The organism is Streptomyces sp. NPDC023838 (assembly GCF_040639555.1).
In the GTDB taxonomy this organism is placed as follows: Bacteria; Actinomycetota; Actinomycetes; order Streptomycetales; family Streptomycetaceae; genus Streptomyces.
In genome coordinates this window covers 156021-170880 of sequence record NZ_JBFAAD010000016.1, presented here as the reverse complement: position 1 = coordinate 170880, position 14860 = coordinate 156021, and the positions used below count along the sequence as shown (strand labels likewise).

Below are 14860 nucleotides of genomic sequence, written 5' to 3'. Positions count from 1 at the left end.
AGGGTTGCTCGCGCAGTTCCCCGCGCCCCTAAAAACCAGGCCGTCGGTCCAGTGCGGGCCATGGAGGGTTGCTCGCGCAGTTCCCCGCGCCCCTAAAGGCCTCTGGCCGTCGGTCCAGTGCGGGCCGTGGAGGGTTGCTCGCGCAGTTCCCCGCGCCCCTAAAAACCAGGCCGTCGGTCCAGTGCGGGCCATGGAGGGTTGCTCGCGCAGTTCCCCGCGCCCCTAAAAACCAGGCCGTCGGTCCGGTGCGGGTCCGCATGGGCTGAGCGCGCCCGCGCGGCGGAGCCGCACATGTCACAGCCCCGCGCCCCTCAAGTAGCCGCTGCGCGGCATCCTCGGGGCGGCCCGGAGGGGCGCTTTTAGGGGCGCGGGGAACTGCGCGACCAGCCACACACCACCCGCAGACAAACAGGGGCCCGGGGGCGAAGCCCCGGGAAACCCACCCACCCCCCGCACGGGGCCGGGGCGCAGCCCCGAAAGCGGGGTGCAGGGGGCGGAGCCCCCGCAAGGGGGGCCCGGGGGCGCAGCCCCCGGGAAAGCCACCTTCACCCGCCCCCGCCCCCGGAGGGTTTAGGGAAGGGGCGGGGAGGGGCACTCCAACCGGCCGTCCACCCGCCGCACAACCCCCCCACCCCCATCCCGCAACTCCTCCGGCAACAGCGCCTCCGGCGTCCCCTGGTACGTCACCGGCCGCAACCACCGCTCGACCGCAGTCGCCCCCACCGACGTGGACGTCGACGTCGTGGCCGGATACGGCCCCCCGTGGTGCTGAGCCGGCGCCACCGCCACCCCCGTCGGCCACCCATCCACCAGCACCCGCCCCGCCAACCCCGTCAGCTCGGCGAGCAGCAACGCGGCGGCCGACCCCTCGGCCCCCGCCCCCGCCGCCTCCCCCACCGACAGCTGAAGCGTCGCCGTCAGGTTCCCCGGCAACCGCGAGAGCACCGCTCCGATTTCGGACGGGTCCTCATACCGCGCCACCACCGTCACCGGCCCGAAGCACTCCTCCAGCAGCACATCGTGCGGCCCCGAAGACGCCAGCGCGGCCGCCGGCACCGTCAGGAACCCCGCACTCACCGTGTGCTCCCCGCCGGAACCCGGCGTCACCGGCGCCCCGACCCCGTCGAGCCCGGCCCGCTCGGCCACCCCCGCCACGAACGCGTCCCGCATCCGGTGGTCGAGCATCACCCCCGCCTCCGAGTCGCTCACCACCGCCGTGAGCGCCTTCACCAGCGCGTCCCCGCCCGCGCCCGCCGGAGCGAGCACGAACCCGGGCTTGGTGCAGAACTGGCCGACGCCCAGCGTCATCGACGCCCCCAGCCCCGCCCCGATCTCCTCGCCCCGCTCCTCGGCCGCCGCCTCCGTGACCACCACCGGGTTCAGTGAACCCAGCTCGCCGTGGAAGGGGATCGGCACCGGCCGGGCCGCCGCCGCGTCGAAGAGGGCGCGTCCGCCCCGTACCGAACCGGTGAAGCCGGCCGCCGAGACCAGCGGGTGGCGCACCAGCGCGACGCCCGCGTCGAAGCCGTGGACCAGCGCCACCACCTCCTGTGGCAGCCCGACCCGTACCGCCGCCCGCCGCAGCAGCGAGGCGCACAGCTCGGAGGTGGCCGGGTGGGCCGGGTGCGCCTTGACCACGACCGGGCACCCGGCGGCCAGCGCGCTCGCCGTGTCCCCGCCGGGGACGGAGAAGGCGAGCGGGAAGTTGGACGCCGAGTACACCGCGACCACCCCCAGCGGCACCTTCATCCGCCGCAGGTCCGGCCACGGCGGGGTGCGGTCCGGGTCGGCGTGGTCGATGCGCACGTCCAGGAAGGCGCCCTCGTCCACGACGTCCGCGAAGGCCCGCAACTGGGCGGTGGTGCGGGCGAGTTCCCCGGTGAGCCGGACCGGCCCGAGGGCCGTCTCCGCGTCGGCGGCCTCCACCACGTGCTCCGCGGCCTCGTCCAGCAGCTCGGCGGCGGTCCGCAGCAGCGCGGCCCGTACGCCCCGGTCGGCGAGCGCGCCGCGCACCGCCCACGCGGCCCGTACCGCCTCGTCGACCTCCCGCTCGCCCGCCTCCGAAGCGACCTGCTCGCGCGGCTTCCCGGTACGGGGGTCGACACTCCAGACTGGTGCTGTGCTCACCGCGATGTCCTTCCGGTTTCCGGCCCTGCCCGTGGTCCGGGAACGGGACCTTCCTTGGCATCCTTGCCCGTCCTGCTCCACCACCAGGGTTTGTTCGGTATTCTGAACAGCGTTCCTGCTGGTGAATATGCTGGACTCTATTGACGGGCGTTCTGCGTTGGCAAGACGCGCAGGCAAGAAGGGGCGAGGTCGGATGTCGGCTGCCGAGACAGGTGGGGCCCAGGTCAAGTCCGCCGTGCGCACGGTGGAGTTGCTGGAGTACTTCGCGGGGCGCCCCGGAATGCACTCCCTGGCGGCGGTCCAGGAGGCGGTGGGATACCCGAAATCCAGCCTCTACATGCTGCTGCGCACCCTGGTGGAGCTCGGCTGGGTGGAGACCGACGCCACCGGCACGCGGTACGGGATCGGCGTGCGGGCCCTGCTGGTGGGCACCTCGTACATCGACGGCGACGAGGTCGTCGCGGCCGCGCGCCCCACCCTGGACCGGCTCTCCGACGACACCACGGAGACCATCCACCTCGCCCGCCTCGACGGCACCAACGTGGTCTACCTCGCCACCCGCCAGTCCCAGCACTATCTGCGCCCCTTCACCCGCGTCGGCCGCCGGCTGCCCGCGCACTCCACCTCGCTGGGCAAGGCGCTGCTCGCCACCCACAGCGACGAGCAGGTGCGCAAGCTGCTCCCGGAGACCCTCCAGCAGCTGACCGAGCACACCGTCACCGACCGCGAGAAGCTCATCGAGGAGCTGCACCAGATCCGCGAGCAGGGGTACGCGGTGGACCGCGAGGAGAACACGCTGGGCCTGCGCTGCTTCGGCGTCGCGATCCCGTACCGCACGCCCGCGCGCGACGCGATCAGCTGCTCGGTGCCGGTGGCGCGGCTGACCCCGGCGCACGAACAGATGGTCAAGGACGCCCTGTTCGACGCCCGTGACCGGCTCACGCTGGCCACCCGTAGGCTCTGAGGCATGTCTTCAGCCTTCTCCGCGCGGCCCCGTCCGGCCGTCGTCCTGCGCGAGGTGCGGGACGGGGACCTGCCGGTCTTCTTCGGGCACATGAGCGACCCCGAGTCGGTGAGGGTCGCGGCCTTCGCCGCCGAGGACCCCACCGACCGCGCCCGCTTCGACGCCCACTGGGCCCGCCTCCGCGCCTCGGACGACCTGATACGTACGGTGCTCGCCGACGGCGAGGTGGCGGGCCACGCGGCGGTCTACGGCCCGCCGGACCACCGCGAGGTGACGTGCTGGGTGGACCGCGCGCACTGGGGCCGCGGCATCGCCACCGCCGCCCTCTCGGCGCTGGTCGGGCTCGTTCCGCAGCGCCCGCTGCACGCCCGCGCCGCCGCCGACAACACCGGCTCGATCCGGGTGCTCCAGAAGTGCGGCTTCGAGATCGTCGGCCACGACCGGGGCTTCGCCAACGCCCGGGGCGCCGAGATCGACGAGGTCGTCCTCACCCTGGCGCGCTGAACCGCCGCCCGCCGCCCTCCCCTACGCTGTACGGATGATCATCGCCACGCGGCTGCTCGGCCGGACGGCCCGGCTGCGCTGGGTCCATCTGGTGCTGGGCGGCGCGGCGTTGATGCCGTACTTCCTGCTCGGCGCGGTGATCGTCGGGGCGGTCACCGGCGGCGCGGACGTCTACACCACGCTCCCACTCCAACTCGCCGCGTTCGCCTGCGCGTTGCCGATCGCCGCCGTCTCGGCGCTGTTCCCGATCGCCCGCCCGCTGTCGGTGGCGGCGGCCCGGGCGCTGTGCGGGGTGGACCCGGCCGCGCTCGCGGACGGACCGGCCGGCTCGCGGGCGGCCCGGATGCGCACCGCCGGGTGGTTCACGCTCCACATCGGCCTCGGCGGGATCATCAGCGGGATGACGCTCGCGCTGCCGCCGTTCGCCCTGACGCTGATCGTGCTGCCGTTCTTCGCGGCGCTGCGCCACTCCCGACTCGGCCTGCCTCCCCTCGACGACTGGACGGTGCCGCTCGCCGCGCCGGCCGGCCTGGTGGGGCTGCTGGCGCTGGTCTGCTGCGCGGCCGGCTCCGGTGCGCTGCTCGCCCGCTGGGCGCCGAGGCTGCTCGGCCCGACGCCGGCGGACCGGCTGGCGGCGGCCGAGCAGCGGGCGGCGGAGCTGGCCGTGCGCAACCGGCTGGCGCGCGAGCTGCACGACTCGGTGGGCCACGCGCTGAGCGCGGTGACGCTCCAGGCGAGCGCGGCCCGCCGGGTGTTCGACAGCGACCCCGCCTTCGTACGGGAGGCGCTGGCGGCGATCGAGGAGACGACCCGGCGCACGGTCGGTGAACTCGACTCGGTGCTCGGCCTGTTGCGGCAGGGTGACGACGAGGCGGCCGGGTGCGCCGGCCCCGGGCTCACCGGCCTCGACGGGCTGCTGTCCCGTACCGGCGTGAGGGTGTCGTACACGGCGGACGGCGACCTCGCCGCCGTGCCGGAACTGGTCTCGCGCGAGGCGTACCGGATCGTGCAGGAGGGTCTGAGCAACGCCCTGCGGCACGGCGGCGCCGCGCCCGTGGCCCTGCGGATCGCCGTCGGCGGCGAGGAAATGGAGATCGTGATGGAGAACCCCCTGCCCGGTACGGCCCCGGTGGCGCGCCCCGGCGGCGGCCGGGGCCTGCGCGGGATAGCCGAGCGGGCCGCCCTGCTGGGCGGCCGGGCGGAGGCCGGGCCCGAGGACGGCCGGTGGCGGCTCGCCGTCCGCTTCCCGCTGGGGGGTGCGCGATGAGCGCGATCCGGGTGGTGCTCGCGGACGACGAGCGGATGGTGCGCACCGCGCTGCGGGCGATCCTGGAGGCGGAGGCGGACCTGGAGGTCGTGGGCGAGGCCGCGACCGGCGCGCAGGCGGTGTCGGTGGTGCGCGAACTGCGCCCCGACGTGGTCCTGATGGATGTGCGGATGCCCGAGACCGACGGCATCCGCGCCACCGAGCAGATCCTGGCGACGCTCGCCCCGCCGCCGCGGATCGTGGTGGTGACGACCTTCGAGAACGACTCGTACGTGTACGACGCGCTGCGCGCGGGGGCCGCCGGGTTCCTGCTGAAGCGGGTGGCGGCCGAGGAGCTGGTGCAGGCGGTGCGCCTGGTGGCGCGCAGCGACTCGCTGCTCTACCCGTCGGCGGTGCGCGAGCTGGCGGCGCTGCACTCCTCGGCCCGGCCCGCGCCCCCGGCCTGGGCGGCGCGGCTGACCGAGCGCGAGGCGGACGTACTGCGGCTGATGGCGACCGGCCTCTCCAACGCGGAGATCGCGGACCGGTTGAGCGTCGGCCCGGCGACGGCCAAGACGCATGTGGCGTCGGTGCTGGCGAAGACGGGAGCGCGGGACCGCACCCAGGCGGTGATCGCGGCGTACGAGTCGGGGTTCATCACCCCGCGCTGAGGGCGGGGCGGGACATGAGAGCTTCCTGAGAAAACCGCCCATAGGGAACGATTCGCATCACCCGGCTCGTCCCTTCCCTGGGATGAACAAGACGATCAGGCGCGCCGCGGTCCTCTGTCTGCTCATGGTGCTCGCCCTCCTGGGACGGGCCACCTATGTGCAGTTCTACAAAGGCCAGGCCCTCGCGGACGACAAGCTGAACCGGCGGAACACCATCGCGAAGTACGCGAACCCGCTCGGGGACATCATCGTGGCCGGCTCCCCGGTCACCGGATCACAGAGGACGGCGAGCGGCGACCTCGCGTACAAACGCACGTACAAGGACGGTGAGCTGTACGCGGCGGTGACCGGCTTCAGCTCGCAGGTGTACGGGGCGACCCAGCTGGAGGGGATCTACGGCAAGGTGCTCGACGGCACCGACATCCGTATGAAGGACCCGCTCTCGGTGCTCACCGGCGAGCGGGCCCGCGGCGGCAACGTGCTCACCACCATCGACCCGGCGGTGCAGAAGGCCGCCTACCGGGCGCTCGGCAACAAGAAGGGCGCCGCGGTCGCCCTCGACCCGAAGACCGGCCGCGTCCTCGGCATGGTCTCGACGCCGTCGTACGACCCGTCGAAGATCGCCGGTTCGGCGGACGGCGACGCCTGGAAGGCGCTCTCCGAGGACCCGGACAAGCCGATGGTCAACCGGGCGCTGCGGCAGCCGCTGCCGCCGGGGTCGACCTTCAAGCTGGTGGTGGCGGCAGCGGCGCTGGAGAACGGCCTCTATCCGTCGGTGGACACGAGGACCGACAGCCCCAACCCGTACACGCTGCCCGGCACCCGGACCGTGCTGAGCAACGAGAACCCGTCCGCCCCGTGCGAGAACGCCACCATCCGCACGGCGCTCCAGTACTCGTGCAACAACGTCTTCGCGAAGATGGCCGACCAGCTGGGCCAGGACAAGGTCCGCGCGATGGCGGAGAAGTTCGGCTTCAACGACGCGAAGCAGGACGTGCCGGTGCGGGCCTCGGCGAGCGTGTACCCGAAGGGCATGGACCGGGCGCAGACCGCGCTGACGGGCATCGGCCAGTTCGATGTGACGGCCACGCCGCTCCAGATGGCCATGGTGTCGGCCGCCATGGCCAACGATGGAGTCATGGCATCGCCGCATATGGTCTCGCAGGTGACGGACGCGGACGGCACGGCCCTGCAGTCCTACCCGGACAGCGACGGCAAGCGGATCATGTCGTCGGACACCGCGCGCCAGCTGCGCGCCGCGATGGTGACGGTCGTCGAGGACGGCACCGGCTCCAACGCCAAGGTGAGCGGCGCCGAGGTCGGCGGCAAGACGGGCACGGCCCAGCACGGGGTGGGCAACTCCAAGACGCCGTACGCCTGGTTCACGTCGTACGCGAAGGACTCCTCCAGCGGCAAGGAGGTGGCGGTGGCCGTGCTCATCGAGGACTCGGGCGCGGCGCGCTCGGAGGTGAGCGGCAACGGCCTGGCGGCGCCGGTGGCGCAGAAGATGATGCGGGCGGCGCTGGGCTCGTCGTAGGGCATCGGCGGGAGCGGGAACAGGGCGTTCGCCGGATCCGCCGGGCCCGCCTCACAGGCCAGATTGACGCCCGTGAAGACGAGGACGGTGGAGAGGGCGGGCCGGACCGGCCCCCTGGTACGGGTGCTGACGGACCGCAACGCGGGGCTGTATCTGACCGGGGTGGTGGTGTCCGGGTTCGGGTCGTCGGCGATGTGGCTGACGGCCGGGATCTGGGCCAGGTCGCTGACCGGCTCCCCTTAGGGGGTGCGGCCGCTGCACCCCGCTGGTCTTTAGGGGCGCGGGGCTGTGACATGTGCGGCTCCGCCGCGTGGGCGCGCTCAGCCCACACCGGCCACGCACCCGACCACCGGCCGGGCTTTTAGGGGCGCGGCGCGGGGCTGTGACATGTGCGGATCCGCCGCGTGGGCGCGCGCAACCCAGCACGGTCCGCAGACAAAGAGGGGGCCGGGGGCGGAGCCCCGGGGAGCCGCGCCTCGGTCGCTGCTCGGCCGCCCGGCCAGGGACTTCGGGAAGGGGCGGGGTGGGGGTCAACCCACCGCGCCCGACCGCCGCACACACACCAAGTCCTCCCCCGACGCCAACCCCGCGTGATACAGCCGCACCTCCGTCGCCCCGGCAGCAGCCGCCCGCGCCACATCCTCCCCCAGCCTCCCCGGCGCACCCCCCATCCCCGACACCACCACGAAGTTCGCCGCAAGCACCCGACCCGCCGCGTCCGCGTGCGCCGCGAACGGCCGCAACAGGTCCGGGCGGCCGTCGGCGCAGGGCACCACCACCCCGTCGGCCAGCCCGAACACCCCCGCCGGGTCCACCCCCACGTTCGCCCCGCACCGGTGCACCCCGGGATCCGCGTGCAGCAGCACCTGGAAACCGGGGTCCGCCGCACCCCGCACAGCCGCGACCACCCCCTCCTGGAGGCCGCGCGCCACCGCGCCCCGGTAGCCGACCGTCGCCTCCAGCAGCTTCTCCCCGCCCGTACACGCGCCCCCGCCCCACACCGGCTCCAGCGCCGCCCGCACCTCCCCCGCCAGCTGTTCCGCGTCCAGACCCCACTCCCCGTACCCCTGGCGGCACGAGCCGCAGAAGCACAGGGACATCAGGTACTGGGCCGTGTCGTCCAGCGTCACCCCCGCGATCTTGTCGTGGGCGTGCAGGTGCGCGAGGCCGTACCAGCCGCAGGACTCGAGTTCCGTCCCACGCGCCCCCGGCCGTACCGCCGCCTCCGCCGCCAGGGCGACCAGGTACGCGCGCACCTCCGGCCGCGCTATGCACGGCGCCCATGGGTAGCGGTCGCCGTACGCGTTGACCACCGACGTCTCGGGGTGCTCCGCGCCGAGGCGGGAGTTGTGGGCGAGAACGACCCAGGAGTGGACGTCGAGGCCGGCCGCCGCGAGCGCCTCGGCGGCCTCGCCGTACGCGTCCCCGGGCGCCCACCGCCCGGCCGCGTAGGGCCGCAAGACGCTGCCCGACCAGCGCCGTTCGTCGACCGGGTACAGGACCGCCGCGTGCTCGGCCGTGACCACCCGGTGGCGCGGGTGATGCGGGGTGAGAGCCCGGGTCGAGTGGTAGGCGGCGGCGAGTGTGACCTGCCCGACCCCGAGGGCGGCGATCCGCGCGGGCGCGTCCGGGTCGCCGATCACGTCCCAGGGGTAGAGGAAGGCGGATGCCCTCACGCGCCGGCCCCGTCCCGCCCGACCGGCTCCCCTTCGCCGTCCGTCAGCAGCGCCCGCCCCCGCTCGATCAGCGCGGCCAGCTGCTTGACGTGCGCCGCGTCGGGCTCGCTCAGCGGCGGCCGCACCTCACCGACCTCCAGACCGGCCAGCCGTACGCCCGCCTTGACCAGCGAAACGGCGTATCCGCGGCCCTGGTTGCGCAGCTCGACGAGCGGCACGTAGAAGCCGTCCAGGAGGCGGTTCACGGTGGCGTCGTCGCCGGTGGTGAGCGCGCGGTGGAAGGCGAGCGCGATGTCCGGGGCGAAGCAGAAGACCGCCGACGAGTAGAGCGCGACGCCGATGCCCCGGTAGGCGAGGCCGGTGAGCTCGGCCGTGGGCAGGCCGTTGAAGTAGAGGAACGCGCGGTCCGGCTCCTCGCGGCGGACCGTGCTGACGATCCGCTGCATCAGGTCGAGGTCCCCGACGCCGTCCTTGAGGCCGATGATCCCGTCCACCCGGGCGAGTTCGACGGCGGTGGCGGGCGTGAGGACCGCGCTGTCGCGCTGGTAGACGATGACGTCGAGGGAGGTGGCGGCGGCGAGCTCGGTGTAGTGGCGCAGCAGCCCCTCCTGGTCGGCGACGACGAGGTACGGCGGCATGGCGAGCAGTCCGTCGGCGCCCGCGTCCTCGGCGAGCCGCGCGAACCGGATCGCGAGGGCCGTCCCGTACCCCGCACCGGCCACCACCGGGACCTGACCCCCGGCTTCCTCCACGGCGGCGGCCACGCAGGCCTGGAACTCCTCCGGGGTGAGCGCGTGGAACTCGCCCGTCCCGCAGCAGGCGAACACGGCGGCCGCGCCCGCGTCGATGCCGCTCCTGACGTGCGCGCGCAAGGCGTCGAGGTCGAGGCCGCCGTCCGGCCCGAACGGGGTGACGGGAAAGAAGAGGAGCCCGTCCAGGCGGGCGGCGAGCGGGGCTGTGTTCTTGGGCGTCACGGGCGCTCCCAGGGCAAGGCCGTTGTGCACAATTCTGATTGACGTCTATATTTCTGAACGCCGCCACGCTAAGGCAGCCCTGCGACGACGGTCAAGACGCGCAACCCGGGCGCACGGGTGGTTCCGTACGAGTGACACCCCTGCCGCCATGGCGTCGGCAGGCTCTCCGTGCCGCACTTGACGAGCCAGGAGACCGCTCCCTAGCGTGTCCATGCACCTATCCATGCATATGAATGACATCCATGAGGGTGTCCAGTCGGCCGCCCGCTCCGCCGCACGGCCGCCCCTCCCGCCCGTCCCGTCCGCGCACCGAGGAGACCCCCATGCCCGCTCCCCGCACCGTCCTGCTCACCGGCGCCGCCGGCGGACTCGGCACCCTGATGCGCGGGCTGCTCCCGGCGTACGGCTACGACCTGCGCCTTCTCGACGCACGGGCCATCCCTGGGGAGCCGGACGCGATCACCGCCGACCTCGGGGACCGGGGCGCGCTGCGGGAGGCGGTCCGGGGCGTCGACGCGGTGCTGCACCTCGCGGGCATCTCGCTGGAGTCCACCTTCGACAAGATCCTTCGGGCCAACATCGAGGGCACGTACCACCTCTACGAGGCCGCGCGCGAGGAGGGCGTCGCGCGCGTGGTCTTCGCCTCCTCCAACCACGCGGTCGGCTTCACCCCGCGCCCGCGCGGTGGGGCGCCGCTGGCGCCTCAGGCCCTGATCCCGGTCGACACCCCCCGCCGCCCCGACACCCTCTACGGCCTCTCCAAGTCGTTCGGCGAGGACCTGGCCCAGTTCTACTGGGACAAGTACGGCCTGGAGAGCGTCTCGGTGCGGATCGGCTCCTGCTTCATGGAACCCACTTCGGTACGGATGCTCTCGGTCTGGATGAGCCCCGGCGACGGCGCCCGGCTCTTCCACGCGGCCCTCACCGCCGAAGGCGTCGGCCACACCGTCGTCTACGGCTCCTCCGCCAACACCCGGCTGTGGTGGGACCTCTCGTCGGCGCGGGCGCTCGGGTACGAGCCGCAGGACGACTCCGAGCAGTACGCCGAGAAGCTGGTCGCCGAGCAGGGCGAGCTCGACCCGGGCAACCCGGACCACGACCGCCTCGGCGGCCACTTCACCACCAACCCGCCGGTGTGGCCGTACTGAACCGGAACGGCCGGATCCACGGATCCACGGATCCACGGATCCACGGCCTTCCACGAATTGGCGGGACATTCAAGGAACCGTAAAGCCGCCCCGCTCGTTTCCGGGGCATGACCGCAATGACACCTGGCTCGAACCTTCCGCTCCCGGCCGCCCGCGTGGCGGTGGACGTCGCCGCTCCGGTGCGGCTCGACGTGTCGGGCCTGTTGCTCACCGCCGACGGCAAGGTGCGCTCGGACGACGACTTCATCTTCTACAACCAGCCCTCGGGCCCCGGCGTCAGCTACCGGTCCGGCGGCGGCACCGCGCCGGACGCGATCGTGGTGGACACGACGGCGGTGCCGCCCGGCATCGAGAAGATCGTCGTCACCGCCAGCCCCGACGCCGCGGGCCAGACCTTCCAGGGCATCGAGCCCACCGCCACCCTGCGCAACGCCGACGACGGCAGTGTGATCGCCACGTTCACCCCGCCGCAGCTGGGCAGCGAGACCGCGCTGGTCGTCATGGAGGTCTATCTGCGCGGCGGCGCCTGGAAGGCCCGCGCGGTCGGCCAGGGGTACGCGAACGGGCTGGCGGGCATCGCCACCGACTTCGGCGTCTCGGTCGAGGAGGAACCGCAGGCCGCGGCCCCTGCCCCGGTGGCTCCGGCGGCCCCGGTGGCCCCCGTGGCCGCGCCCCCGATGCCCGCCGCTCCCCCGGCCCCGGCCGCGCCGGCCGCCGCGTCGAGCGGGAAGATCAACCTGGACAAGGGCCGGGTCAGCCTCCAGAAGAACCAGACGGTGTCGCTGGTCAAGGGCGGCCGCCCGCTGCTCTCCCAGGTCAAGATGGGCCTGGGCTGGGAGCCCGCGTTCCGCGGCAAGGACATCGACCTGGACGCCTCGGTGATCGCGTACGGGCCGCAGCGCAACCACCTGGACAGCTGCTACTTCGGCAAGCTCTCGATCCTGGGCGGCGCCATCAAGCACTCCGGCGACAACCTCACGGGCGAGGGCGCGGGTGACGACGAGGTGATCGTGGTCGACCTGGGCCGCATCCCGGCGGAGGCGACGGGCCTGGTCTTCACGGTGAACTCGTTCTCCGGCCAGAAGTTCACCGAGGTCGCCAAGGCGTACTGCCGGCTGATCGACGCGGCGACCGGCGAGGAGCTGGTCCGCTTCGACCTGACCACTGCCGAGCCGCAGACCGGGGTGATGATGGCCAAGTTGATCAAGCAGTTCTCCGGCGAGTGGGAGATGACGGCGCTGGGGAACTTCGTGAAGTCCCGGACGGTGCGCGGAATGGTGAAGCCGTCGGCCGAGGCGCTCTGACCGCCGGAGGGCGACGATGGATGAGCCCTTGTTGAAACCCCACAACCCCTCCTGGACAAATCGATCTCATCACCTGCTCCCCGCGCCCGCCCGCGGCTGGCAGGGTCGAGGGCATGAACGATCATGAAGAGGTAGTGGTGACCGGGCTGGGCGCGATCACCCCGCTCGGTACGGACGCCCCGTCCACCTGGTCCGGTCTGCTCACCGGCAAGTCCGGCGTGTCCCTGCTCACCGAGGAGTGGGCGCCTGACCTGCCGGTCCGGGTCGCGGCGGGGCTGCCCGTCGACCCAGTCTCACTGCTCGACCGGGTGGAGGCGCGGCGCCTTGACCGATGTGAACAACTCGCCCTGATCAGCTCCCGCGAGGCCTGGCGGGACGCGGGCACCCCCGAGGTGGAGCCCGAGCGGCTGGCGGTGGTGATCGGCACCGGTACCGGTGGTGTGCTGACCACGCTGGGCCAGGACGACACGTACGAGAAGGGCGGCGCGCGCAGGCTCTCGCCGTACGCCGTGCCGATGCTGATGCCCAACGGCCCGGCGGCCTGGGTCTCCATGGAACTGGGCGCGCGGGGCGGGGCGCGCACGCCCGTGAGCGCCTGCGCGTCCGGGGCCGAGGCCATCGCGATGGGGCTCGACCTCATCCGCGCCGGGCGGGCCGACGTGGTGGTCGCGGGCGGCACGGAGGCCTGTCTGCACCCGTTCACGCTCGCCGCGTTCGCGCAGATGAAGGCGCTGTCGCCGCGGGAGCACGACCCCGAGACGGTGTCGCGGCCGTTCGACGCGGACCGCAGCGGGTTCGTGATGGGCGAGGGCGCGGGCGTACTGGTCCTGGAGCGGGCCTCCTTCGCGCGGGCGCGGCGGGCGCGGGTGTACGGGGCGGTGGCGGGGGCGGCCGTGACCTCCAGCGCCGACCACATCACCGCCTCGGACGTGGCGGGGCAGGTCCGGGCGATCGAAACGGCGCTGCGGGACGCCGATGTGAGCCCCGCCGACATCGGCGTGGTGCACGCGCACGCCACGTCGACGCCGTCGGGCGATCTGGCCGAGGCGGAGGCGGTGGCGCGGGCGATCGGCACGCACGCGGCCGTCACCGCGACGAAGTCCATGACCGGCCATATGCTCGGCGCGTCCGGGGCGGTGGGGGCGATGGCGGCCCTGCTCACCCTCCACGACGGCACGGTCCCGGCCACGCGCAACCTGGACCGGCGGGATCCGGCGGTGGAGCTGGATGTGGTGGCGGGCGCGAACCGTACTGGGGCGTGGGATGCGGCGCTCGCGAACTCCTTCGGGTTCGGGGGGCACAACGTGAGCCTGGTCCTGAGGCGGACGGCGGCGTGATGCGTTTCCCCACCCCGCCCGTTCCCTGAAGCCCTCAGCCGGGCGGCTGTCGTTCGGCTGAGGCCGGCGGGGCCGATCGCGCCCACGCGGCGGAGCCGCACGCGCCAGCCCCGCGCCCCTTCTTGGCCCGGTTTTCGCCTGCGGGCCGGCGGGGCTGGTCGCTCCCACGCGGCGGCGCCGCACATGTCACAGCCCCGCGCCCCTTCTTGGCCCGGCATCCGTCTGCGGGCCGTGGAGGGTGGCTCGCGCAGTTCCCCGCGCCCCTAAGTGGTCGACGGTCGAAGTCCTTCGGGGGTTGACTCAGGAGCCGCTGTCGCGTCTGGCAGTCGGTCAGATCCCGGGCAGGGCGAGGTAGAGGCTGCGGGCGTAGTCCAGGGCGTCCTCGGGGGTGCCGGCGCATCGCTGCGATGCGCCAGGCGGGGGCGGCCCGGCCAGGTGGGCCGGACCGCTGGGCAGGGTGGCTCACACCTGTGCCATGCCGCCGTCCGCGAAGAGTTCGACGCCGGTGATGAAGCTGGAGGCGTCGCTGGAGAGGAAGACCGCGGCCTTCCCCATCTCGCGCGGGTCGGCGATCCGTCCGGTCGGGTTGCCCTCTCCCATGGTCTTGACGGCGGTGTCGACGTGGTCGGCTCCCTGGGCCATCGCCAGTGCGCTGCGCAGGGAGTCGGTGTCGACCGCGCCGGGGCTGAGGATGTTCATTCGGATGCCCGATCCCTTGGTGTCCTGGATCCAGGCCCGGATGAAGTTGCGTACCGCGGCCTTCGAGCCGCCGTACAGGCTCATCCCGCGCGGCGGTTGGATGGACGCCGTGGAGCCGATGATGACGACGGTGCCGCCGGGCGGCAGCAGCGCGAGCGCGGGCTGAACGGTGAAGAGGACGCCCTTGGCATTGACGTTGAAGGTCCGGTCGAATTGCTCCTCGGTGATGGCGCCGAGCGGGGCGTGCGCGCCGATCCCGGCGTTGGCCACGACCGCGTCGAGTCGCCCGTGACTCTCCTTCACCTGTCGGTACGCGGCCTCCATGTCCGCGAGCTTGGTGACATCGGCCACGATCCCCGAGCAGTTCGGCCCGATCGCCGCGACCGCCTCGTCGAGCGCCTCTTGGTGCAGGTCGGTGATGACCACGCGGGCGCCGTTGGCAACGAACTCCTGGGCGATGCCCAGGCCGACCCCGGACGCGCCGCCCGTGACGACGGCGACCTTTTCTACGAGTGAGAGACTCATCTTCTTCTCCTCTGAATGACTGGATTGCCATGTGCTGCGTTCGCAGCGGGAGTCGTGCGGATGTGAAAGCCCAGGGCGTGAAGGGGCTGGGGCTGGTGACCTACCCGTTGTTCCCGGGACTGGCGGCCGGGGCCGGGCTACGTCGGGA

At 73.2% G+C, this 14860-nt stretch carries 12 protein-coding genes and 1 pseudogene; 9 read left to right on the top strand and 4 right to left on the bottom strand.

All coding sequences use genetic code 11. From position 1 onward, the window contains the following. Positions 1 to 570: 570 nt before the first annotated feature. Positions 571 to 2127, bottom strand: coding sequence for an aldehyde dehydrogenase (NADP(+)) (locus AB0G17_RS21000; protein WP_361384646.1), 1557 nt, complete (start codon positions 2125 to 2127; stop codon positions 571 to 573). 193 nt (positions 2128 to 2320) lie between these two features. On the opposite strand from AB0G17_RS21000, the gene AB0G17_RS20995 reads away from it, so the two are divergent. The 6 genes and pseudogenes from AB0G17_RS20995 to AB0G17_RS20970 all read left to right on the top strand — a co-directional run. Beyond that, the gene (locus tag AB0G17_RS20995) at positions 2321 to 3091 is read left to right on the top strand and encodes an IclR family transcriptional regulator (RefSeq protein WP_361384643.1); all 771 of its coding nucleotides are present in this window, start codon (positions 2321 to 2323) and stop codon (positions 3089 to 3091) included. Positions 3092 to 3094: 3 nt separating this feature from the next. Then, entirely contained in the window at positions 3095 to 3595 is a 501-nt protein-coding gene (locus AB0G17_RS20990; RefSeq protein ID WP_361384640.1) for a GNAT family N-acetyltransferase, read from the top strand. A 34-nt stretch (positions 3596 to 3629) separates the two neighbouring features. Continuing rightward, the gene (locus tag AB0G17_RS20985) at positions 3630 to 4862 is read left to right on the top strand and encodes a histidine kinase (protein ID WP_361384637.1); all 1233 of its coding nucleotides are present in this window, start codon (positions 3630 to 3632) and stop codon (positions 4860 to 4862) included. Then, the gene (locus AB0G17_RS20980; RefSeq protein WP_361384634.1) at positions 4859 to 5512 is read left to right on the top strand and encodes a response regulator transcription factor; all 654 of its coding nucleotides are present in this window, start codon (positions 4859 to 4861) and stop codon (positions 5510 to 5512) included. The genes AB0G17_RS20985 and AB0G17_RS20980 overlap by 4 nt, the downstream gene beginning before the upstream one ends. 82 nt (positions 5513 to 5594) lie before the next feature. Next, positions 5595 to 7049 (top strand): penicillin-binding protein 2, encoded by a 1455-nt coding sequence (locus AB0G17_RS20975; RefSeq protein WP_361384631.1) that lies wholly within the window; start codon positions 5595 to 5597, stop codon positions 7047 to 7049. An 87-nt stretch (positions 7050 to 7136) separates the two neighbouring features. Then, a pseudogene (locus tag AB0G17_RS20970) lies at positions 7137 to 7286 on the top strand (MFS transporter); the annotation flags it as partial. Between the two features lie 293 nt (positions 7287 to 7579). Here AB0G17_RS20970 and AB0G17_RS20965 read toward each other — a convergent pair. Both AB0G17_RS20965 and AB0G17_RS20960 read right to left on the bottom strand, forming a co-directional pair. Further along, complete coding sequence (locus AB0G17_RS20965; RefSeq protein WP_361384628.1) at positions 7580 to 8725, bottom strand: hypothetical protein; 1146 nt, start codon at positions 8723 to 8725, stop codon at positions 7580 to 7582. Further along, positions 8722 to 9699: a 5-dehydro-4-deoxyglucarate dehydratase gene (locus tag AB0G17_RS20960; protein WP_361384625.1), complete on the bottom strand. Its 978-nt coding sequence runs from the start codon at positions 9697 to 9699 to the stop codon at positions 8722 to 8724. Before AB0G17_RS20960 ends, AB0G17_RS20965 begins: the two co-directional genes overlap by 4 nt. Positions 9700 to 10022: 323 nt before the next feature. On the opposite strand from AB0G17_RS20960, the gene AB0G17_RS20955 reads away from it, so the two are divergent. From AB0G17_RS20955 to AB0G17_RS20945, 3 genes are all read left to right on the top strand, one after another. Then, complete coding sequence (locus AB0G17_RS20955) at positions 10023 to 10847, top strand: NAD(P)-dependent oxidoreductase (RefSeq protein WP_361384622.1); 825 nt, start codon at positions 10023 to 10025, stop codon at positions 10845 to 10847. 107 nt (positions 10848 to 10954) lie between these two features. Next, positions 10955 to 12151, top strand: coding sequence for a TerD family protein (locus AB0G17_RS20950; RefSeq protein WP_361384619.1), 1197 nt, complete (start codon positions 10955 to 10957; stop codon positions 12149 to 12151). 113 nt (positions 12152 to 12264) lie between these two features. Continuing rightward, positions 12265 to 13488: a beta-ketoacyl-[acyl-carrier-protein] synthase family protein gene (locus AB0G17_RS20945; protein WP_361384616.1), complete on the top strand. Its 1224-nt coding sequence runs from the start codon at positions 12265 to 12267 to the stop codon at positions 13486 to 13488. A gap of 462 nt (positions 13489 to 13950) precedes the next feature. Here the strand turns inward: AB0G17_RS20945 and AB0G17_RS20940 are convergent, their stop codons facing one another. Further along, entirely contained in the window at positions 13951 to 14712 is a 762-nt protein-coding gene (locus AB0G17_RS20940) for an SDR family oxidoreductase (RefSeq protein WP_361384613.1), read from the bottom strand. Between the last annotated feature and the right edge of the window lie 148 nt (positions 14713 to 14860).

Coding starts and splice junctions, on each gene's coding strand:
- AB0G17_RS20995 (WP_361384643.1), top strand. CDS start 2,321: ATGTCGGCTGCCGAGACAGGTGGGGCCCAGGTCAAGTCCGCCGTGCGC.
- AB0G17_RS20990 (WP_361384640.1), top strand. CDS start 3,095: ATGTCTTCAGCCTTCTCCGCGCGGCCCCGTCCGGCCGTCGTCCTGCGC.
- AB0G17_RS20985 (WP_361384637.1), top strand. CDS start 3,630: ATGATCATCGCCACGCGGCTGCTCGGCCGGACGGCCCGGCTGCGCTGG.
- AB0G17_RS20980 (WP_361384634.1), top strand. CDS start 4,859: ATGAGCGCGATCCGGGTGGTGCTCGCGGACGACGAGCGGATGGTGCGC.
- AB0G17_RS20975 (WP_361384631.1), top strand. CDS start 5,595: ATGAACAAGACGATCAGGCGCGCCGCGGTCCTCTGTCTGCTCATGGTG.
- AB0G17_RS20955 (WP_361384622.1), top strand. CDS start 10,023: ATGCCCGCTCCCCGCACCGTCCTGCTCACCGGCGCCGCCGGCGGACTC.
- AB0G17_RS20950 (WP_361384619.1), top strand. CDS start 10,955: ATGACCGCAATGACACCTGGCTCGAACCTTCCGCTCCCGGCCGCCCGC.
- AB0G17_RS20945 (WP_361384616.1), top strand. CDS start 12,265: ATGAACGATCATGAAGAGGTAGTGGTGACCGGGCTGGGCGCGATCACC.
- AB0G17_RS20940 (WP_361384613.1), bottom strand. CDS start 14,712: ATGAGTCTCTCACTCGTAGAAAAGGTCGCCGTCGTCACGGGCGGCGCG.